The organism is Polyangium jinanense (assembly GCF_028435365.1).
Map to the genome: position 1 here is coordinate 516,201 of NZ_JAGTJJ010000002.1, position 20,189 is coordinate 536,389.

The window sequence follows — 20,189 nt, forward strand, 5'->3', positions numbered from 1 at the left end:
GTTCCCCGCCGCTCCGACCGCAAGCGCGCAAGGATCCCCTCACGTCGCCCGTCAGGGCACGAGGCTCACCCACGTATCCATCGCGCTGATGCTACAGCCGAATTTCGTGTGACCGTCCCCGAGACCGAGCGCCTCGATGATCTGCGCGCAGCTGCAGCCGCCGGTCTCCGTCATCGTGTACGATGTTTCGGGGGCGTTGCCGCTCGGTGACGTCGTCTCGAACACGCCGTCGCCGTTCGTATCGGCCCAGCGGTTTGCCCCGAGCGCCACCGTCGGGACCGACTCTGGCAATACGGTGCCGGAGCACATGTCGTCTCCTCCGCAGATGCCGTCGCCGTCGTCGTCCCCGCAGCAGACGGCGTCTTCGTCGACTTCGCCGTCGCAATCGTCGTCCACCTCGTTGCACGCCTCGGCGGCGCCCGGATACACGTCGGCGCTCGTGTCGTCGCAATCATCGCACGAGCTCGTGCCGTCGCCGTCATTGTCGATCATGTGGCACGGCACCGTGCCGCTGCAGTCGTTTCCGACGCAGCCATTCAGGCCGGCGAGGAAGACGCCGCTGTCGAGCACCTGATCGCCCGCGTCGCAGATGACGATCTCGAGCACGTGGCCGGTCGTGCCGCCGGCGAGCGGGGCGCGCGTCGTCAGAAGGCCCGTCGATCCGTCGTATTCGGTCTCGGTCTCGGGCGCGACGACGACGGCCCCGGACGAGAAAAACGGACCGTTGATCGTGATGGAGTTTCCCTGGGCGTCGAAAACGATCTGCTCGCCGTCGAGGTAGACGGCATAGACGTCGTTGTACATCGACCCGACGTACTCCGGGTACTCCTCGGAGCCGAAGATCGATTGGAACGAGATACCGTCGAAGCCCGGCGCGAGGTCGAACGTGATCGTCAGCTTCGTCGCGTCGAAGCTCTTGAAGCCCGGGATCAGCGCGTCGCAGAGCGGGTCGCCGGGGAGGCCGTTGCTCGCGCCCGTGCTCCCGTCGTCGCTCGGGGGCAGCGCGAGATGGGCCTGGCCCGTCGTGAGCAGGATGCCATTCGCAATGCCGAGCGGGCCCTCCGCGTAGGTCGCGGCCGCCTGGTTCGAGCCGCTGTAGATCGCGCCCGTGATGGTGATCGCGTTCCCGCTGCTTTGCATCGTGCTCGCGAGGACGGCGGGATCGCCGGTCGTCCCGACGGTGAGCGCGGAGGCGCTCGAACCGTGGACCATGGCGGACATCGCCGCGGATAAAACGAGGAGAGGTCTCATGCATGTACTCCGGCGCTTCATCGAACGCCGCCATCCGATGCCGCGATAACCACCCACGTGCTGGAATCTCGGCGGGAATTTTTCGCTCCCGCTGCGCCAGGTGTCCACGGCGGAGGGGAAGCCTCGACGACCGATCCGTTCCTGGACATTGTTCGCGTTTTGATCGTACGATGTGGAAGGACCGCCGTGAACCAGCACATTCCATTTCCGCGAAACGGCCGCGTCTTCCATCGCCTCACGGGCGCGCTTTGCGTGGCCCTCTCCCTCGCCGGGGGGATGTTCGCCGCGCCCGCGATCGCCCAGACGACCCCGAGCGTGGCGCCGAAGCGCACCTCCGGAATGTCCGTTCAGGATCAGCTCGACATGGATATCACGCCGCTGCCCACCGGGTACGGCGCCGTATTCGTGCCGAGCCCGGCGGGGAGGTTGCCCGGCGCGAGCGTGCTCGTGCAGTACGAGGGGGAGACGGTCGCGCGGGGATACATCGGCGAGCGGATCCCCGTGCCGCCGGGCCAATACCGCGTGCTCGTGGGCTCGGGGCCCGAGGCGCTCCGGGCTTCGAGCGACGTGACGGTGGTAAAAGGAATGACCGTCACCGCGGCGCAAAATTTTGGTGTGCTCCGCGTGAGCCTCGTCGACGATCGAAAGGCGCCGATCGAGGACAAGTACGTGGTCGCGTCCGCGGACGGGGCTCGCGTGTATGGCCCGGTCGCGACCTCGGTCGACAAGGCGGCGAAGCCGGAGGCGCTGATCCTGCCGCCGGGGCGGTACATCTTCGCGCTCGGTACGAACCCGAACGCGAGCCAGAATTCGATCGCGATCCAGATCGGCGGCGGCGAGCTCACCGAATACCGCGTCGTCGTCGAGGACGGGAAGATCGTGCGGACCGAGTTCGGGCGCCCCGAGGCCGACTACGAGCCGAGCCCGTGGCGCGTGCAATGGGTCATCGGCGCCGACGTCTCGTTCGCCCAGCGGATGAACCAGTTTTCCACGTACAACGGCGACGTCTTCATGGCCGGCGGATTCACGAGCTTCGAGGGCGCGTACGACTCGGGCCGTCACCTCGCCCAGCTCAATGTCGGCGTCGACGAGATGGTCCTTTCGCTGACCTCGCCCGTCGAGCAGGCGTTCCCGCTCCGCAAGGTCGTCGACGAGGTGAGCGCGGAGCTGCTCTACAATTATCGCGTCGTGGGCATCCTCGGCCCGTATGCCCACGCGATGGGATACGCGACCCTGTTCAACACCACGTATCGCGACGAGCAGCCGTACCGGGCGACGACGCGTGACGCGCAGGGGAAGGTGGTGAAGCAGGGGGATTATCTGGCGAACGACGAGCTGGAAACGTTCGCCGGGGGGTTTCCCTTGTTCTTCCAGGAGGGCGCGGGGTTCGGGACGCGGGTCGATTTCCTGGGCATCACGCTGGGCATCCGCGCCGGGGCTGCGATGCGGCAATCGTTTTACGGCGGCGGGCGGTACGTGCAGGCGCGCTCGGGCTCGAACCTCGATCTGATCGCGCTCACGGACTCCTTCGATTACGGCGCGGAGGCGTCGGGGCTCGTCGGGTTCACGTTGTTCAAGATGCTCTCCGTGAAGAGCCGCTTCGACCTGTTCGTGGACACGGACCAATTCGGCGAGTTCCTCGGCGAGACGTACCGGCCCATCTATCGGTGGGACAACATCGCGAGCCTGCGCCTCTCGCGGTTCGCCTCCGTCGTCTACACGGCCGTCCTCCGGCGCGACGCCGCCGCGGTCGTGCCGAATCAGTTCGCCCACACGTTCCGCCTGCGACTCCAGGCGGCCATCTTCTGACCGGAGGCCTTGGGACGCCCATGCATTCGCTCGTTCGTCGCTCCCGAGGAATCGTCCTTGCCGCGCTCCTCGGCGTCTCCCTGTCCGCGGTCGCCGGCTGCGGTCGCAATTACGGGCCTTATCCGGCCACGGCGCTCGAGGTGAACGAGCGGATCTTGCGCGTTCGGGGCGCCTTCGAGAAGGTGAAGTCCGATCCGCTCGCGAATGAGGTCCGGCTCGATTTGCAACGGGCCGAGACGTGGATCGTCACGGCCGAGGCCGAGGCCAAGGAAGGCAAGGTCGACGAGCGTGCCGACCTCTACCTCGCGACCGCCGAGGGCCAGCTCTCGATGATCCAGACGCATTACGCGCGGCGCCGGGCGGAGGACAAACTCGCAAAACGCAGGGAGCAGGCGCTCGCGCCGATGGCCGACGAAACCCCGGAGTGATGGCATGAGACGATCACGCTTTCTTTCGCGGCTCCCGGGCGCCTTCCTCCTCGCGGCGCGTGTTGCTCCCGCCTTGCTCATCGCGGCGTGCGCGTCGGCGCCGCCTCCGGCCCCGCTCGCCGAGGCGGATCGCCTTCTCGCGCGCAAGGATGCCGGCGACATCAAGATCGCTCGGCCCGAGATCGTGGCGGAGGCGCGTGATTTGCTTCGCCGCGCGAAGTCGGCGCATAGCATCGGCGACGCCGAGCGCGCGACGCTCTACGCATACCAGGCCATCCAGCTCTTCACGACCGCGAAAAACCTGGCCGAGCGCGACGAGGCGGAGCGGCTTTTGCGGGTCGTCGACAAGGCCGCGGGCGAGAGCGAGGAGGAGCGGCGGAAGATCGAGCTGGAGACACGGCTCCGCAATCTCGAAGAGCAAAGCAAGAGCTCGCCCGAGGCGGCCCGGGCCATGCGGTCCATCGACCGGGCGCGCGAGAAGCAGGCGGCGGCGCTCGAAAAAGGCGCGACCGGGGGTTCGGCCGGGGTCTACTTTCAGCAGGGGCAGGCATTGCTGGAGGTCGCGATCGATGCGTTCGAGGTGAAGTCGTACGCGGAGGCGGCGAATGCGGGGCAGTCCGCGGCGGCTTCGTTCGTGTCGGCGATCGGAAGCGTCACGGAGATGGAAAAGGGGGCGACGACGCCCGCGGGCGACAAACCCGGGCCGGAGCCGAAGCGAGCGGAGGAGGCGAATACGCCATCCGTCGCGCCGGCCCACGTCGAGGCGCCACGAGCCGCCCCGCCGCGCCCGCGCGCGGGTGGGACGCGCGGGGCCGCGCCGTCGATCGAGGAGCTCGCGGACAGGACGCTCGTGTCGCTGGAGCTCCGGCGCGCGGAGGCGCTCGGCGAGCTGAAAGATCAGCGGTGCCCGGGGCCGTTCCGCGAGATGGAGGCGATGCTCACGCTCGCGCAGAAGCGATTCCAGGCTGCCGATTACGAGCACGCCTACGAGTATGCGCTGCGCGCGGACGAGCGATTCCGCGCCTGCGACAAGCTCGGAGTGATCGCCGCGATCCCGGCGGCGCCCGCAGCGGCGCAGGCGAGCCAGAAGCGCGCGGAGGACGCGGAGGAGACGGCCCGCAAGAAGGCGGTCGTGGCCATGCAGAAGGCGCAGATCGAGAGCGCGCGGGCGCAGGCCGTGAATCCGAATGATCCGGGGGTTTTGCAGGGCAACCTGCTGCTCTCGAATGCGGATACCTGGCTCGGAAGACGATCGTACGAAGAGGCGGAGGACTTTGCCAATCGCGCGCTCGTCGTGCTTTCCAAGGTGAAGGCGCCGGAGCCTGCGAAGGTCGCCACGAAGCCCGCGGCGCCCGCATCCGCGCCCGCACCAGCGGCGCGACCTCCGAGCGCACAGCAGCCCACGCAATCGCAGCCCACGCAGCCGCAGGGCCAGACGCCCGTTTATGTCGTCCAGGGGCCGCCGCCCGTGCCACCGGCGCCGCCGGGGACGACGGTGCGAATCGTCGACGAACGGTCGGCGGCGCGCGAAGAGCAATTCCTTTCGGCCCGCATGCAGCAAATGGAGCAAGCGCTCGCGCAGCTTGCGCAGCAGAAACAGGGGCCGGTTGACGCCTCGTGGCGGCCGGCCTACGAGCGGGTGTTCCGGGCGCTCTCGCTGCGCGACCGCGCAAAGCTTCGATCGCCCGACGCGAAGAAGCGGCTCGAGGAGGCGGATGCGCTCCTCGCGCAGTCGCGCGCCGCCTGGCAAGCGAAACGATATGCCGACGCGATGCGTCTCGCCGACGACGCGTCCTCCATTCTCGAACCCCTCGCGGAGGTGACGGCAGAGCGGGGAAGTCCCGAAGAGATCGAGGAGCGCACGAGGAAGGCGGACGCGCTCATTCGCGAGGCGAGCGTGGGGCAGCAGGTCTGCGAGAAAGAGGCGTGCAGCGAGCGTGACCTCGCGGGGTACGCGAACGCGAAGGAGCTTCTTGCCTCGGCGCGGCAAGCCTACGTCGACCGGCGTTTCGGGTATGCGATCGAGCTCGCCGGCAAGGCCAAGGAGCAATTCTCGGCCGCGCTGCAAAAGCCCAAGAAAGACGCGTCGGATCCGAAGATCGAAGCCGAGAAGCTCGAAGCGCTGCGCGAAGCCGCGGACAGCGCGCTTCGCGAGGCGAACATCACGAAGAAGATCTGCGATACCCGAAATTGTCGCGCGATCGACGGGGAGGCGTGGATCCGGGCGACCGAATACATGGCCTCGGCCCAGGCCGCCTACGTCGACAAACGGTACGAGACGGCGAAGGATCTCGCGAGCAAGGCCGACAAGATCTTCAAGGACACGATTGCCAAGCAGCCCGAGTTCATCCTGCCGGCCGGCGTGACGCGGGTGGCGCGGTTCGGCGCGCAGCTCCGCTTGAATCCGCCCGTGAAGTTCTCGAAGGGGACGACGCTCACGCCCGCGAGCGAGGTTTCCCTCGACGAGCTCGCCAAGGTGCTGATCGAGAACAAGGCCGCGTTCAAGCGCGTGTCGCTGATCGGCTTCACCGATAGCTGGGGGGCCGGCGCGACGAACAAGAAGCTCTCGGCCGATCGGGCCGCGGCGGTGCGTGATGCGCTCGTCCAGCGCGGCGTCCCCGCGGATCTCCTGATCTCGGACGGTCGCGGCGCGGAAAACCCGATCGCGAACAACAACACCCCGCAGGGCCGCGAGGAAAATCGACGGATCGAGATCCACATGGAGCTCGTCGAGGGCGTCAAATGAGGAGAAGGACGAAGCGCCTCACCGCCTCCGCGCTCGCCGCCGCGGCCTGCATGGCCGTTTCGCTCACGGCCGCGGCGCAGCCCGATCCCTTCGCCGATTACGAGGCGATGAAGCGCGGACAGGCCCCGCCACCCCCGCCCGCAGCCTCGCTGCCCGCCGTCGTGCCGATCCCCTCGCCCGAGCCCGAGGTTTCCACCGCGCCGTGGAAATGGAGCTTCGGCGGGCGGAGCGCGTTCAGTTACACGGGCATCTCGAACGATACGCTCCTCGACCAGGACCAGAGCAATACGACGCTCTTCTTCCGGCTGACGCCCACCGTGGGTTTGACGGTGCACGAGCGGGTGCTCGTCTCGGCTTCGTTCGGCCTGCTCGGCAACAACCTCACGCGCGAGGACGGCAGCGATGCGACCGCGGTCGCGGGGCTCTTCGAGTTCACCGGCCATTACATGCTGCCCGTCACGCGGCGGCTCGTGTTCTTGCCGGGCCTCGGCATCGGGCCGTATTTCGGCTCGAACGACCGCACGCTCCGGCTCCCCGACGGGCGCAAGGTCGACGAGGCGTCGAGCACGTTCGGCGTCGCGATGTCCGTGTATGGAATGTTCGGCTATCAGCTCTCGCCGACCCTCTCGGTGCGGACCGGCATCGCGCTCTACAGCCTCTTCCAGACCGAGCGTGTCGAGAGCGCGGACAAGACCCTCGGGGCCTCGGCCGTGCACGTGGGGCTCCCGATCGAGCTTCATTTCCACGTCCTCTAAGGCCTTTACCTCGGCCCCCCGAGGCCGCTACCCTCGGCCGCGATGGTCGATCCGATCCGCCTCGAAGCCGCTTCCAATCGCTTTCGCGCCTTCTTCGACGAGCTGCATCACATCTTCCTCGAGCGCGACGACCTGCTCCTCCAGCTCGCGCTCGCGCTGCTCTCGCGCGAGCACCTGCTCGTCACCGGCCCGCCGGGGACGGCGAAGAGCCAGCTCGCCTCCGCGGTCTTCGGGCGCATCCTCGACGAGGAGACGGGCGAGCCGAGCCTCTACGCGCGGCAGATCGGCGAGAGCACGGTCCAGACCGATCTCATCGGCCCCATCGATTTCAAGACGCTCATGGAGACGGGGCGCACCGAGCATTTCACCGACGAGGGGATGCTCGGCGCCGTCCACGCGTTTCTCGACGAGATCTTCGACGGCCGCGACATGCTGCTCCGCTCCGCGCTGAACGTGCTGCACGAGCGCGAGGTGAAGCAAGGCGGGCAGGTGAAGCGCGGCCGCATCGAGTGCGCATTGATGACGACGAACCGGTACATCGCCGACGTGCTGGAGGGCTCGCGGGAGACGCTGCTCGCGTTCGTCGATCGTATCGCGTTCGTCTCGTTCGTCCCGCGCGGGTTCGCCGATCCGAATCAGCTCGGGCTCGTGCTGCGCCGGCATGTCGGGGGTTCGTCGCGGCCGCTGCTCGAATCCACGCTGAGCGTCCAGGACCTCGATGCTTTGCAGCACCTCGTCGACGAGGTCCACGTCTCCGATCCGGTATGCGACGGCCTCGCGGCGCTGCTCGAGCGCTTCGATCGCGAGCTCAACGCCGCCGTGCGCGCCGATCCGGCGTTCGTCCCGACACGTTACATCTCCACGCGCACGGCCGTTCGCTCGGGCCGCGTGCTCCGGGCGGCCGTGGTCGCGGACCGCATCCTCCACAATCCCAAGCGCGCGCTCGAGGTCCTGCCGTCCGATTTCAAATGGCTGCGGCTGCACCTCTTGCTCTCGGGCCCCACACCCGACCAGACCGAGGCGCTGATCACCCGCGAGAGTGATCCGAACGAGCGGCGGCAGCTCGGGATCGTGCGCACCGAGCGCTCGATCTTCGAATCATGCCTCGCCCAGATGCCGCCCATTCACGTAAAACCCCGGCCCACCGCGGTCGAGACGCCGAAACCCGATGCGGTAGCCGTGCCGGCGGCGGACGCGGGCAAAAAGAAGAAACGCAAGTCGGAGCCGCCCCCGGCGCCCGAGGACAAACCTCGCGTGATGGTCGATCAGGCCATTGCCTCGGGCGATGCGACGCGCTTGCTCTCCGTCATGCGCGAGCTCGGGACGCAGGCGCGCGCGGGATCGATCGACGCGGCGCGCGCGAGTGCGCTCGTGAAGGACGCGACGGCGGCGCTCGCGGCGCTCGTCCTGCGTCGCGGGATCGATGCCGCCGCGGGCGGTGGGACCCGGCCGATCAGCGAGGTCGTGAGGGATCTGTCGCGTCTTGCGGCCGAGATCGAGGACGGGACGGCCGGGACGCGCGCGACGGCGCGCTGGCTGCGCGGACGCGCGCTCGTGATGGTCGACGAGGCCGCGGGGCACGCGGCGGGCGCTTCCTCGACGGATCTCGTCGCGTCGATCATCGACGATGGGACGGAGGCGCAAGGCAGGGCGCGCGCGCGGATCGAGGCGCTCGAAGCCTTGTACGAGCTCCGGCGCGATTTGCTCGGCCAGGGCGCGGTGCACGAGACCGGCGAGGAAAAAGCCTGGCAGCGCGCCGTGGCCGCGGCCGAGGACGACATCACGAACCTGCTCGACATCTCGCTGCGCAGCGTGGTCACGAACGCGCTGAAGAGCGCGCCTTCGCGCAGGCTCGCCGAAGTGCTCGCGGCGATCGCGCCCGAGCTCGATCGGCTCGACGCGATGGCCGCGCGCCTCGAACGCGTGCGCGGCGCGCCGTCGACGCTCAAAGCGAAGGTCACGGGCCCGCGCCTCGGCGCGTTGATCGAGGCGGTGTTCAAAGGCTTCGACGCGCGCGACCGGCCCGCGCTCGTGCGCGAGGTGGAGGCGCTCGTCGCCGTGCTCGGAAAGGCGGGGCTCGCGCGGGCGATCGCCGCCGAGGCGTTCCTCGGCTGGGCGGCGGAGGCGCTCCTCCGCGGGGACGTGGCGCCGAATGTCGGCGAGGGACAAACCCACGATTACGACGGATATCGCCGCCTTCGCGCGGCCGAGCAGCGCGTGTCCTCGGCGTACACGCTCGCCGAGATCGCGCTCGTCGTCGCGCCCGAAGGCGTGCGGGATGCGCCCTCGCCCGCGGAGGCGGCCGCGGCGATCGCGACGGCGTGCGGGAAGCTGCCGGAGGTGGTGCGCGGTCGCGTCGTCGCCGGGGATCTCGCGCGGATCGGGCGGGCGCTCGACTACCTCGAACGGTTCTGGCGGGACGTCGAAGAACACGCGGGCGACGCGGGAGCGCGCTTGCGTGAAATCGTGGAATCGAGATTCTTCGATCTCCTGTGGGACGAGGGGGCGCTCACGCGGTTTGCCCTCGAGGCACGCAATGTCGCCGAGGTGTTCCCGGCGCACGCGGCCGAGGTTGATGCCGTGCGCCAGCGCATCGATGCCCTCGACGGGCGGACACGCACCGCCATGACCGAGCTCTTCCGGCGGCGCGCGGATGCCGCGTGGGCACAAGTGCTGCGCGTCGAGAACACATGAGGGACGAAGAGCTCTCCTCGCTCGGCGAACGTATCGAGCAGCTCACGGCGCGGCCGCACGACGTGCGCGCCCCGCTCGTGCGTATCGCGCGGCCGCTCCTGCGGGCGCTCGGTTATCGTCCGGCGCTGCGCACGGCCCGCGTCACGGCGCTGCTCGATGCGCTGCGCGCGCCCGGGGGCAAACCCGTGCCCGAGGCGCTGCTCACGGGCGCCGTGCGCGAGCTCGAAGACAACGTGATCGCGCTCGAACGAACGCTCGTGGTCCATGGACGGGTGCCGCTCGCGCACGCCGCGTGGGTGCGTCGGCTCTACGAGGTCACGGTGCGGGCCGCGCGCGCCGCGAGGGATCAGAAAAACGAGGCCGCGCGTCGCGTCGCGGCCGCGATCGATCCGGTGCGGATCGCGCCGCCGCTCGCGATCACGCCCGGCGAAACGAGCGGGAAGGACAAACCGCAGAAGAAGGCTGGCAAAGACGAGCCTGCCGCGGACGTGCCGGAGACCTCCGAGGCGACCGAGACCTTTCTGGACAAACCCCTCTCGCCGGAGGAGGAGCGCCTCGTCGAGGTCGAGCTGCTCGCGATCGATCACCTGCTCGACGCGGCGCGGGGGGAGACGGAGTTTCTCTCGCGCAAACGCCGCTTGCTCGAATCCGCGCGCAAGCTCCTGCTCGACGCGTCCGCGGCGCTGCCGCTCGGCAAGGAGGGCGTGGAGGTGCGCAGGCGCCACCTCGCCATGGAGATCGCGCGGATCGATCGACTCGAAGCCGCGGGGCTCTCGCCACACCGCGGGCTCTTGCATCAGGCGAAGGACGCCCTCGCGCGGGGCGAACGGCAAAGGCTCCACGCCGCGCTCGTCGCGCTCGACGGCGTCTCGCTCGCGGCCGGCGACGAGGGGCTTTCCGCCGCGACCTCCCGCGCGCGCCAGAAGCTCGGCGAAGGTGAGGGCGAGGATCCCGAGGCCGACCAACTCCGCAGCTTGCGCCGATCGAGCGAGGAGATGTTCGGCGGCGCGGCGATGGCCGCGATCGCGGAAGGGTACGTCAAGGCGCGCAAAGCGCAGACGAAGCCGTCCAAGGGCGAGAGCGACGAAGACAAAAAATACCGCCTGCTCGCGTTGCAATGGCTCGCGCCCGAGAACGAGGCCGAGACGCACGCGGCGCTTTGCGCGATCGACGGCACGGTCGACGTCGGCGTTCCGCTCGCGCCCGTGCGCGTGGCCGAGGTCGAGACACGCGTGCGCATCGTCCGACACCCGACTCCGGATCTGTTGCTCATGCCCGCGCGCGACGTGCTCGACATCCCGCACGCGGTCATCGAGGATCCACGCACGGTCCTGCTCGCGCTCGCGGAGGGGCGGCTGCTCGCGCGGCGCTACGTCGAGCAGGAGGTCAAGAAGCGGACGCGGACGCGTCTCGTGGGCGAGGCGCGCATCTACGTGCTCGACGGGTCGAGCTCGATGCTCGAAGACGGCAAGAAGGGCGCGCGGGCGCGGGTGCGGGACGCGATTCTGCTCGCGGAGCTCGGCATGCTGGTGAAGCGCTTCGCCGAGGGGGATCGGTCGACGCGCCTCACCCTGCATTATCGATATTTCACCAAGAAGATCGGGCCGATTTCGCGGATCAGCAAGGGCAAGGAAGCGATCGCGGCGATGGCCGACGTCGTCGGGACGGTGCGCAAGGGCGGCACGGACATCGAGAATGCGCTGTTGTCGAGCTTCGAGCAGATCCGGGCGGCGAAGGACGAGGACCCGGATCTCGCACGGGCGCAGATCGTGCTCGTGACCGACGGCGACGCCGTGGTGCGCGAGGACGTGATCCAGGCCGCGCGGGAGAAGGTCGGGGACGTGCCAATTGCCGTGAGCGTGGTCGCGCTCGGGGAGGAGAACGAGGCGCTGCGGGCGCTGGTTGCGCGGCAGCGGGCGCGTGGGGAGCGGGCATTTTATCATTTCCTCGACGACGACGCGCTCGTCGAGATCTGCGAGGGCAAGCTCTTCACGGGGCCGAAGATCCACGTGGAGGGACCGCCGGACGAAGAGAACCTTTCGGTCGAGGCGCGGGCGGCGCGGCTCCGCGCCGAGCTCGGCGGGCTCGTGGACGAGCTCGGCGCGCTCGCCGAGAAACGAAGCATCGCGGCGATCGAAGCGATGGCGGCCGAGGCGGATGCGAACGCGGAGGCATCCCGCGCGGAGGCGGCGCTCGGGGTCCCGGCGGACACGGCGGCGAAGGGGGAAGGATCAAAGGCGCTGCGCGAGGCCATCGAAAAGGATCGGCGTGCGCTCGAAGCACGCTTCCTGCGGTGGTTTCCAGCGCCGGCGGCGGAAGATGGCAAGAATCCACACGCGGGCCGTTCGTCCGATTGCGAGGCCGTGATCGTCGTCCTCTCGACGATCGCCGAGGTGGTGGCCGATTTCGGTGGATCGGATCTCTCGCGGCGGGCCGAAGCGATCGATTTGCTGGAGCGGCTCCTGCCCGACGCGATGCTCACGCCGGCGCGGTGGTTCGCGGTGATGCGGGACGAGGCAGGCGCGGCTCGAGATGCGATGCGGACCGTACACGCGGCCGTGACGGGGCCGCGGAGCGTGATCTAGCGTGATCTAGCGGGGTTGCCGCGCTGCGGGTTTTCCCTTCTCACGCGGCTCGACCGTGATCTATCCTCCCATCCAAGCCTATGGCGGACCTGATCACCCTTGAATCGAGCGCACTTCCCGAGAACAGTCGCGTCGCCACGTTTCGAGGCGTGGAGGGCATCTCGCGGCCCTACGAGTTCGAGGTCATGGTCGTGGTCGAGGAGGCCGACGGAGAGGAAATCGACCTCGCGGACGGCATCGGCGGCAAGGCACGGCTCGTGATCGATCGCGCCGACGACAAGCTGCCGCCCTTCATCATCGCGGGGATCCTCGGCAGCCTCGAGCACCTGCACAGCTTCGGCGGTCGATCGCTCGTCCGCGCTGTGATCGTGCCGCGCCTCTGGACCCTCGGGCTCTCGCGTCACTCGCGCAACTTCACGAAGAAGAGCGTGCCCGAGATCATTCAGGCGATCCTCGAGGACAATGGCTTCACCTCGGACGATTTCGAGATCCGGCTTTCGGGGTACGGCAAGGAAGAGCACGTCTGCCAGTATCACGAGAGCGATCTCGCGTTCATCTCGCGGTGGATGGAGCGCGATGGCATTTATTATTATTTCGAGCACTCGGAGAACGGCGAGAAGCTCATCATCTGCGACACGGAAGGCTACCCCGCGGAGCCGCTCGGCGCGCCGGTGCGGTATTTCCCGCAGACGGGCATGGATCGCAGCGCGGGCCCCTCGTTCCGCACGTTCCGGGCGCGCCACACCTCGCTGCCGGCCGTGGTCAAGCTGAAGGATTACGATTACGCCAAGCCGAACCTCGACGTGTCGGGTCAGGCGAACGTCTCGCAGCACGGCACGGCGGAGGTGACGGTCTACGGCGCTCGATTCTTCTCGCCGAGCGACGGCAAGCGGCTCGCGCAGATCCGCGCCGAGGAGATGCTCGCCCGCGAGGTCGTCTTCCGGGCGACGGGCACGCGCTCGCATCTGCGGAGCGGCCATACCTTCGAGCTCGACGAGCACCCGAAGCCCTCGTTCAACAAGAAGTTTTTGGCCATCGAGGTGCACCATTACGGGAACCAGGCCGCCGGGCATACCCAGTGGAAAGAGCTCATGGAGCTCGACCACGAGGAGGTGTACTTCGTCGAGGTCGACGCGATCCCCGCCGACGTGCAGTTCCGGCCCGAATGCCGCACGCCGTGGCCGCGCATCTTCGGCGCGGAGAACGGCATCGTCGACGGCTCGGCCGACAGCGAGTACGCGCAGATCGACGATCAGGGCCGTTACCTCGTCAAGTTCAAGTACGACGAGAGCAACCTGAAGCAGGGCAATGCCTCGACGTACGTGCGCATGATGCAGCCGCACGGTGGCGGCATCGAGGGCTTCCATTTCCCGCTGCGCAAAGGGACCGAGGTGGTGTTCACGTTCCTCGGCGGCGACCCAGATCGCCCGGTGATCACCGGCGTCGTGCCGAACGCGCTCACGCCGAGCCCGGTGACGAGCGGCAACCATACGAAAAACGTCATTCAAACGGGCGGCAGGAACCGGCTCGAGCTCGAGGACCTCGCCGGGCAGCAGCGAATCACGTTGTCGACGCCGTATTCGAACTCGTACGTTCGCATGGGCTCGCCGAACGAGGAGCACGAGCTCATCGTGAAGACGGACGACAATACGTTGCTCCACGCTGGCAAGGATTACGACCAGACCGTGGGCATGAACGGCGGCGGGAGCTGGACCGTCGACGTGTGCGACCACTGGAAGTCGACGATCGGCGGCGGGATGGTCCTCGGCGTGGGCGTCTCGGTGGGCGACGATCCGGCAGATGGCTGCATCAAGATCGTGGCGAACAGCCACATCAACGTGCAGACCCTCGGCGGGAAGTACCAGCTCGACGTGGACACCGGCAACTGGATCACGAACGTGCCTGCGGGGTCGATGACCACGACGACGAAGGGCGATTACACGGTCACGGTCACGTCGAACAACACGAAGTTCGACACGACGGGCAAGACCGAGATCCTGAGCAAGGGATTGGTCAAGGTCGAGTCGAGCGGCTCGACGATGGACCTCCTGAGCAAGGGGAACATGACGATGAAATCGTCCAGCGGCAATGTCGTGATCGACGCGACGGCCGGGCGCATGGACGTCACCGCGAAGTCGGAAATCCTGATCAAGGCCCCGAAGGTCGAGACGAAGAGCACGTCCGAAATCCACGAGATCCTCGGCCAGGAGATGACCGTCAAGGGCTCCCAGTTCGAGACGTACATCGGCATCAAGAACGAGAACGTTCTCGGGCTCAAGATGGAGGGCCTCGTGGGCGGCAAGATCGAGGGGATCCTCGCCGCGGAGATCCGGTTCGGCGCGACGCTTTCGCTCGTGGATCGCGTCGCCGAGTTCGAGCTCAAGAAGGGCAAGATCGTGAAGAAAGAGGCCGAGCTCGGTTCGGTGAGCATCACGCTCATCCAGCAGAGCGTGACCATCACCCAGGTCGGCATTTTCATGCTCGCATGAAGACCATCAAGCCCCTCCGCCTCGGCGTCATGACGGGCGTCTTCGAGGCGCGCCGCGAGCCCCATTTCGTCGTTTCGCTCCTCGCGGGCTTCACGCTCGACGAGGAGCCCTCCCTCGTCCCGGAAGCGGCGCTCTGGCTCTCGATCACGAAAGAGCTCGGGCCGAACGTGCCGCTCGACGTGTGCCGCCCGAAGCCGAACGGCGAGGTGCTCCTCAGTGGAAAGGCCTATCCACCGGGTGGGCCGGCGCCGGTTTGTCCGGTGCGCCTCAAGGTAGGCGCCATCGACAAACGTCTGGCCGTCTTCGGCGATCGCACCTGGAAGCTCGGCGTTCCCTCGGAGCCCGCGCCGTTCACGGAGATGCCTCTCACGTGGTCGCGGGCGTTCGGCGGCAAGGGGTTCACAAAAAACCCCATCGGCCGAGGCGTTGCGCCGGAGAAGACCGAGAGCGGCGGCGAGGTGCATTTCCTGCCGAACGTGGAGACCCCGAAGCGGCTCGTGAAGGCGCCGGGAGATCGGCCCGAGCCGGCGACGTTTGGTCCCGCTGACCTCACGCTGCCGGAGCGGTGGGCGAACTCGGGCACGTACGACAAGAAATGGCTCGACAACGAGGCGCCCGGAATGCCTAGCGATTTCGACTGGAGCTTCTTCAACGTCGCCCCGCCCGATCAGCGCATCGAAGGGTTTTTCTCGGGGGGCGAGCCGATCGAGCTCGAAAACGTGCACCCCGAGCGGGCGCGGATCGTCTCCCGCGTCCCCGAGGTCGTGGGCCGCGCGTTCATCACCCAGAAGACGCCCCGCGGCGAGGAATGGGTGGAGGTGCCGTTGCGCATGGAGACGGTGCACCTCTTGCCCGGCGCGAATCTCGGTATCCTGCTTTTCCGCGGCGTCGTGCGGATCGCCGAGGACGACGCGAAGGACGTGCTCCATTTCCTCGGCGCGCTCGACGCGAAGGATCAGAAGCGGAGCTCGGCGTATTACCAGGAGGTCTTTGCACGCCGCCTCGACAAGGAGAAGGGGCATCTGCACGCGCTGCGCGACCGCGAGCTCTTACCGATCGGCGCGTCGTACGCGGCGTTCCGCGCGGACGAGGTGGGGCTGCCGGGGACCACGACCGAGCGTCTCGTCTCGAAGAACCTGCGCGCGGGGATGGAGGCGCGGCTCGCCGACGTGGACAAGAACCTCGACGATTTCCCTGACAGCAAGAAAAACGCGAAGGTGCCGCAGGCATTGCCGCCCGAGGCCCCGCTGCCCGACGTCGACGACATGGCCGAGCACGTCGAGCAGATGGAAAAGGAAATGGAGAAGGCCCGCGAGCAGGTGAAGAAGCAGCGGGAGGAGGCCATCGCGAACGTCCGCGCGCGGTGCGAGGCGGCCGGGCTCGATTACGACGAGCAGATGCGGAAGGCACAGGCGGAGGCGGCCGGCCCGCCGAAGTTCTCCGCCGATGCCCAGCTCGCCGAGTTCCGGGCCCTCGCAAAGCGATACCGCGAGGAGGGGACGCCCAGCGAGCCGCTCGAAACCCACCTCGCGGACCCCGAGTTCGAGCGGAAACTGCGATACACCGAGACGAAGTTGCGGGAGATGTACCAGCGGTTCGCACATCATTACCCGCCGGCAGGGTCGCTCTCCGGTGAGCCGATGGAGCGAGCGCGGGCGCTCGTGGTCGAAGCGCGGGCGACGGGGCAATCCCTCGCCGGGCGGGATCTGACGGGCGCGTCGCTCGAAGGAATGGATCTCTCGGGCATGGACCTCGAAGGCGCCATGCTCGAAAACGCGAATCTGCGGGGGAGCGTGCTCCGAAAAGCGCGGCTCGGGGGCGCGGTGCTCGCGCGGGCGGACCTCACCGGGGCAGACCTCGAAGAGGCCGAGCTTGTCGAGACGAACCTCGGTGCGGCCACGCTCACGGGCGCGAAGCTCGCGAAGGCCGCGCTCGCGCAAGCCACGCTGGACAAGGCAAACCTCGCGGGCGCCGATTTTGCGGGCGCCGATCTCACGGGTGCGTCGCTCCTCGAGGCGACGTTCGGCGACGTCGTGCTCCGCCGGGTCAAGCTCGCGGGTGCGCGGCTGCTCGAAGCGCGCCTCGCCGAAGTGGACTTCTCCGAGGCGGATCTCTCGGGCGTGACGTTCCTCGAATGTGATCTCTCGGGCGCGAAAATGACAGGGGCGAAGCTCGTCTCGGCCGTGTTCTTGCGGTGCAAGGCCAAGGACGCGAACCTCGACAAGGCGGCGCTCGACAATGCCCGGTTCGTCGAGGAGAGCGACTTTTCGGGCGCCTCGTTCCGGGGGGCCACGTTCGTCGAGGCAAACCTGCGCGGGACGGCGCTCGTCGAGGCGGATCTGACGGAGGCGAAGATCGACCGCGGCGACCTCAGCGAATGTGATCTGCGTGGCGCGAAGCTCGATCGGATTCGCGCCCGGGAGTCGCGCTGGGTGCGGACGAACCTCGACAAGGCGACACTGCGCGGGGCGGACCTCATGCTCGCGGTCATGCAAAAGGCGAAGGTCGCCGGAGCCGATTTCCGCGGCGCGAGCCTGTTCCGGGCCGATCTCGCGCGGATGAAGGGCGACGACAAGACGAGCTTCGACGCGGCGAACGTGACGCAGGTGCGCTTCGTGCGGGAGGGCGGCGCATGAACAAGGAAGAGCTCGAGCGTCTCGTCGGGCGCGGAGAGGTGCTTCAGCGGCTGGATTTCTCGGGGCTCGATCTCCAAGGGGCGTCCCTCGGGGGACTCATCGCCGAGGAGAGCAAGTTTGCCGGGGCGAACTTCGCCGGGGCGAACCTGCGCGAGGTGATCGTGCATCGCACGGATCTGCGGGGCGTGAACCTCGCGGGCGTGGACGCGCGGCACGCGTCGTTCGTGGAGTGCAATCTCGAAGGCGTCTCGTTCGAGGACACGAATCTCTCGTTCGCCAATTTCAACAAATGCAACCTGACGGGCGCGAAGTTCGAGCGCACGAAGGTGCACAATACGAACATCCTCGAAGGAAAGCTCGAAGGCGCGAGCTTCGTGGACGTCGTGCTCGATCGGTCGAGCCTGGTCTCGTGTGACCTCGCGGGGCTCTGGCTCACGCGCAGCGTGGTCCGACAAACGGCCGTGCTGAAGACGGATCTGCGCAAGGTCCTCTTCGAGAAGGCGCGCTTCGAGACGGCCGTGCTCGTCGGCTCGAACCTGTCCGGGATGTCGCTCCCTGGCGTGGATCTCGGGCTGACGCAGCTCATGGAGTGTGACCTGCGCGGGACCGATCTTTCGGGCGCGCACCTCGTGCAGGCGAATTTCAAGGGCGCCGATCTCTCGGGCGCGAACCTCGACGACGTGAACGCGAAGAACACGCTTTTCGTGGAGGCGAAGCTCGTCTCCGCGCGGGCGCGCCGCGGCGATTTTCATCAGGCGATCTTCGCGGACGCGGATCTCTCGGGAGCGAATTTCGCGAAAGCGAAGCTCGCGCAGTGCATCTTCCATCGCGCCCGCTGCGTGGGGGCGCTCTTGCCCGCCGCGGATCTCACGTACGCGGATTTCTCGAACGCCGACGTGTCGAACTCCGACTTCTCGGGCGCGACCCTGTTCCGGGCCAGATTCCACCGTACCGTGGAGGCCCAGGCCATTTTCACGGATCGTGCGCTCGCGCTGGGCGACGATCGCGAGCTCGCAAAGGCGGAGAGCTTCGTTCCAAGCTGAAGGAGTGGTTTGTCATGAATTTCGAGCCGCAACGAAAGCGAGCGAAATCCCCCCGAGGCCGCGCCGTCCAGGAGGTCGGGACGGTCCACGCCATCGAGGGAGAGCTCATCCGGGTCGAGGTCGCGGACGATATCCTCGTCGCGCGGCGCGCCGCGAGCTGCCTGCTGGCACCGACGGCGGGTGATGCCGTGCTCGTCGTGCTCCTGGAGAGCGGCGCGGCGTACGTGCTCGCGGTGCTGGAGCGCGATGCCGAGGCGAGCTCGCGGATCGTGCTCGAAGGAGATGCCTCGATCGAGGCGCCTTCCGGCAAGGTGCGCGTGCTCTCGCGCGAGGGCGTGGAGGTCGTGACCGAGCAGGAGATCAGCATGATTGCCGGGCGCGCCACGATTCAAGCGGCCGACGCCGCCGTGTCCGCCGAGCGCCTCGGGGTCTTCAGCAGCGCCGTGCATGCCGAGGTCGGCGTGGTGAAGGTCGTCGCCGAGGCGCTCGATTCGATCGCGGATCGCATCTTCCAGAAGGCGAAGCGTGTCTATCGGGTCGTGACCGAGCAGGACAACCTCCGCGCCGAGAGCATCGATCACGCAGCCAAGCGCACGCTGAGCATGCGCGCCGAGCACGCGATCGTGATGGCGAAGGAGCTCGTGAAGGTCGACGGCGAGCAGATCCACCTGGGGTGACGGCCATGTTCGCGAATACGCAGATGATGGGAATGGACCTCGGGTTTCCGGACGTGTGCCTCACGCCCATGCCCGCGCCCACGCCGGTCCCTTATCCGAACATCGCCGTCGGGGTGATGGCCGTTTCGGCCTGTTACAAGGTCCTCTTCACGTGCACGCCCTCGCACAACATGACCACGTGCATTCCGATGACGAACGGCGATAACGCCGGCGTGGCGATGGGCGTGGCGTCGGGGACGGTGATGGGGCCTTCGCGGCACCTGACGGCCGCGTTCCGGGTGCTCGTCGGCGGAATGCCGGCGACACGCATGACCAGCATGGCCTTGCAGAATTCGACGAATTGCCCCGGCATGCGGATCGTGCCGAGCCAGCCGAAGGTGCTCTTGCTCGCGCCGTGAGGCGCCCGATCAGGGCTTCTTGATGCGCGGGGCGCCGTCGGGGGCGAAGTCGCCTTCGAGCAGGGTGCTCGCGCCTTCTTGCACGTAGCCCTGTTCGCGCAGCACGGGGCGCCCTTCGATTTTGACGGAGAACCTTCCGTCCCAGCCCTGGTTTTCCATGTTGAGCGCGCGAAGCTCGAGCCGGGCCTCGCCCTTCGGGCCCTTGACCTTCGTGTCGACGTCCACGTTGTCCGTACCCCGCAGCTTGCGGAGCAGGTCGCGGCGGAGCGACGTCCCCACGGCCAGCGAGACCGAGACCGGGCTCCCGAGCGCCGCGGCCACGGCGGCGTCCTTCTCCACGAGCTCGACCGTCCGCGCGATGGGCGGGGCCGAAATTGTGTACATGTATTTGCCCACGCACGACGACGCGAGGAGCGCGAAGAGGACGAGCACGCCGAGGAGGGACATGGCTTTTCCGGCAGGCTTCTTCGCAGGCTGGATGACAGGCTGCATGCCGTCCATGAAGGCCTGCGGCCGCGGCGGCGTCAAGCGCCCTCGACGTGCGCCCCGGGATCGGACATTTGTTGTCCCATACAGGGGGCCAATTTCGTTGCCATTCCAGGGTGGATCCCGTAATGATCGAATCCACCGAGCGTTGACGTCCGCAGCGCCCGGCCACAATCGAATGCAGCACCCACG

The 20,189-nt window shown here is 67.9% G+C and carries 13 protein-coding genes; 11 read left to right on the top strand and 2 right to left on the bottom strand.

Going from position 1 to position 20,189, the window contains the following annotated elements; all coding sequences use genetic code 11:
- Positions 1-51: 51 nt before the first annotated feature.
- Entirely contained in the window at positions 52-1,251 is a 1,200-nt protein-coding gene (locus KEG57_RS07140; protein ID WP_272417293.1) for a choice-of-anchor L domain-containing protein, read from the bottom strand.
- Between the two features lie 186 nt (positions 1,252-1,437).
- On the opposite strand from KEG57_RS07140, the gene KEG57_RS07145 reads away from it, so the two are divergent.
- The 11 genes from KEG57_RS07145 to KEG57_RS07195 all read left to right on the top strand — a co-directional run bounded on the left by KEG57_RS07145 (position 1,438) and on the right by KEG57_RS07195 (position 19,511).
- Positions 1,438-3,060 carry a hypothetical protein gene (locus KEG57_RS07145; RefSeq protein ID WP_272417294.1) on the top strand — a complete coding sequence of 541 codons (1,623 nt, stop codon included), beginning with the start codon at positions 1,438-1,440 and terminating at the stop codon, positions 3,058-3,060.
- Between the two features lie 20 nt (positions 3,061-3,080).
- Positions 3,081-3,488 carry a hypothetical protein gene (locus KEG57_RS07150; protein WP_272417295.1) on the top strand — a complete coding sequence of 136 codons (408 nt, stop codon included), beginning with the start codon at positions 3,081-3,083 and terminating at the stop codon, positions 3,486-3,488.
- 4 nt (positions 3,489-3,492) lie between these two features.
- Positions 3,493-6,234: an OmpA family protein gene (locus tag KEG57_RS07155; protein ID WP_272458318.1), complete on the top strand. Its 2,742-nt coding sequence runs from the start codon at positions 3,493-3,495 to the stop codon at positions 6,232-6,234.
- On the top strand, positions 6,231-6,989 hold the full coding sequence (locus tag KEG57_RS07160) for a hypothetical protein (RefSeq protein WP_272417297.1): 759 nt from the start codon (positions 6,231-6,233) through the stop codon (positions 6,987-6,989). Before KEG57_RS07155 ends, KEG57_RS07160 begins: the two co-directional genes overlap by 4 nt.
- Positions 6,990-7,031: 42 nt before the next feature.
- Positions 7,032-9,683, top strand: coding sequence for an AAA family ATPase (locus KEG57_RS07165; RefSeq protein ID WP_272458319.1), 2,652 nt, complete (start codon positions 7,032-7,034; stop codon positions 9,681-9,683).
- Positions 9,680-12,268 carry a hypothetical protein gene (locus tag KEG57_RS07170; protein WP_272458320.1) on the top strand — a complete coding sequence of 863 codons (2,589 nt, stop codon included), beginning with the start codon at positions 9,680-9,682 and terminating at the stop codon, positions 12,266-12,268. The genes KEG57_RS07165 and KEG57_RS07170 overlap by 4 nt, the downstream gene beginning before the upstream one ends.
- 80 nt (positions 12,269-12,348) lie before the next feature.
- Positions 12,349-14,757 carry a type VI secretion system Vgr family protein gene (locus tag KEG57_RS07175; RefSeq protein WP_272458321.1) on the top strand — a complete coding sequence of 803 codons (2,409 nt, stop codon included), beginning with the start codon at positions 12,349-12,351 and terminating at the stop codon, positions 14,755-14,757.
- The gene (locus KEG57_RS07180; RefSeq protein ID WP_272458322.1) at positions 14,754-17,393 is read left to right on the top strand and encodes a DUF2169 domain-containing protein; all 2,640 of its coding nucleotides are present in this window, start codon (positions 14,754-14,756) and stop codon (positions 17,391-17,393) included. Before KEG57_RS07175 ends, KEG57_RS07180 begins: the two co-directional genes overlap by 4 nt.
- Complete coding sequence (locus tag KEG57_RS07185; RefSeq protein ID WP_272458323.1) at positions 17,390-18,436, top strand: pentapeptide repeat-containing protein; 1,047 nt, start codon at positions 17,390-17,392, stop codon at positions 18,434-18,436. Before KEG57_RS07180 ends, KEG57_RS07185 begins: the two co-directional genes overlap by 4 nt.
- A gap of 14 nt (positions 18,437-18,450) precedes the next feature.
- Positions 18,451-19,113 (top strand): DUF3540 domain-containing protein, encoded by a 663-nt coding sequence (locus tag KEG57_RS07190; protein WP_272417303.1) that lies wholly within the window; start codon positions 18,451-18,453, stop codon positions 19,111-19,113.
- A gap of 5 nt (positions 19,114-19,118) precedes the next feature.
- A complete protein-coding gene (locus KEG57_RS07195; RefSeq protein ID WP_272417304.1) occupies positions 19,119-19,511 on the top strand; it encodes a DUF4150 domain-containing protein in 393 nt (130 codons plus the stop codon).
- Between the two features lie 9 nt (positions 19,512-19,520).
- Here KEG57_RS07195 and KEG57_RS07200 read toward each other — a convergent pair whose 3' ends face one another.
- Positions 19,521-20,003, bottom strand: coding sequence for a cytochrome c oxidase assembly factor Coa1 family protein (locus KEG57_RS07200; protein ID WP_272417305.1), 483 nt, complete (start codon positions 20,001-20,003; stop codon positions 19,521-19,523).
- Between the last annotated feature and the right edge of the window lie 186 nt (positions 20,004-20,189).

Excerpts from the sequence above, each read along its gene's own strand:
- KEG57_RS07195 (WP_272417304.1), top strand. The coding sequence starts at position 19,119 with ATGTTCGCGAATACGCAGATGATGGGAATGGACCTCGGGTTTCCGGAC.
- KEG57_RS07180 (WP_272458322.1), top strand. The coding sequence starts at position 14,754 with ATGAAGACCATCAAGCCCCTCCGCCTCGGCGTCATGACGGGCGTCTTC.
- KEG57_RS07150 (WP_272417295.1), top strand. The coding sequence starts at position 3,081 with ATGCATTCGCTCGTTCGTCGCTCCCGAGGAATCGTCCTTGCCGCGCTC.
- KEG57_RS07155 (WP_272458318.1), top strand. The coding sequence starts at position 3,493 with ATGAGACGATCACGCTTTCTTTCGCGGCTCCCGGGCGCCTTCCTCCTC.
- KEG57_RS07165 (WP_272458319.1), top strand. The coding sequence starts at position 7,032 with ATGGTCGATCCGATCCGCCTCGAAGCCGCTTCCAATCGCTTTCGCGCC.
- KEG57_RS07140 (WP_272417293.1), bottom strand. The coding sequence starts at position 1,251 with ATGAGACCTCTCCTCGTTTTATCCGCGGCGATGTCCGCCATGGTCCAC.
- KEG57_RS07170 (WP_272458320.1), top strand. The coding sequence starts at position 9,680 with ATGAGGGACGAAGAGCTCTCCTCGCTCGGCGAACGTATCGAGCAGCTC.
- KEG57_RS07185 (WP_272458323.1), top strand. The coding sequence starts at position 17,390 with ATGAACAAGGAAGAGCTCGAGCGTCTCGTCGGGCGCGGAGAGGTGCTT.
- KEG57_RS07175 (WP_272458321.1), top strand. The coding sequence starts at position 12,349 with ATGGCGGACCTGATCACCCTTGAATCGAGCGCACTTCCCGAGAACAGT.
- KEG57_RS07200 (WP_272417305.1), bottom strand. The coding sequence starts at position 20,003 with ATGCAGCCTGTCATCCAGCCTGCGAAGAAGCCTGCCGGAAAAGCCATG.
- KEG57_RS07160 (WP_272417297.1), top strand. The coding sequence starts at position 6,231 with ATGAGGAGAAGGACGAAGCGCCTCACCGCCTCCGCGCTCGCCGCCGCG.
- KEG57_RS07190 (WP_272417303.1), top strand. The coding sequence starts at position 18,451 with ATGAATTTCGAGCCGCAACGAAAGCGAGCGAAATCCCCCCGAGGCCGC.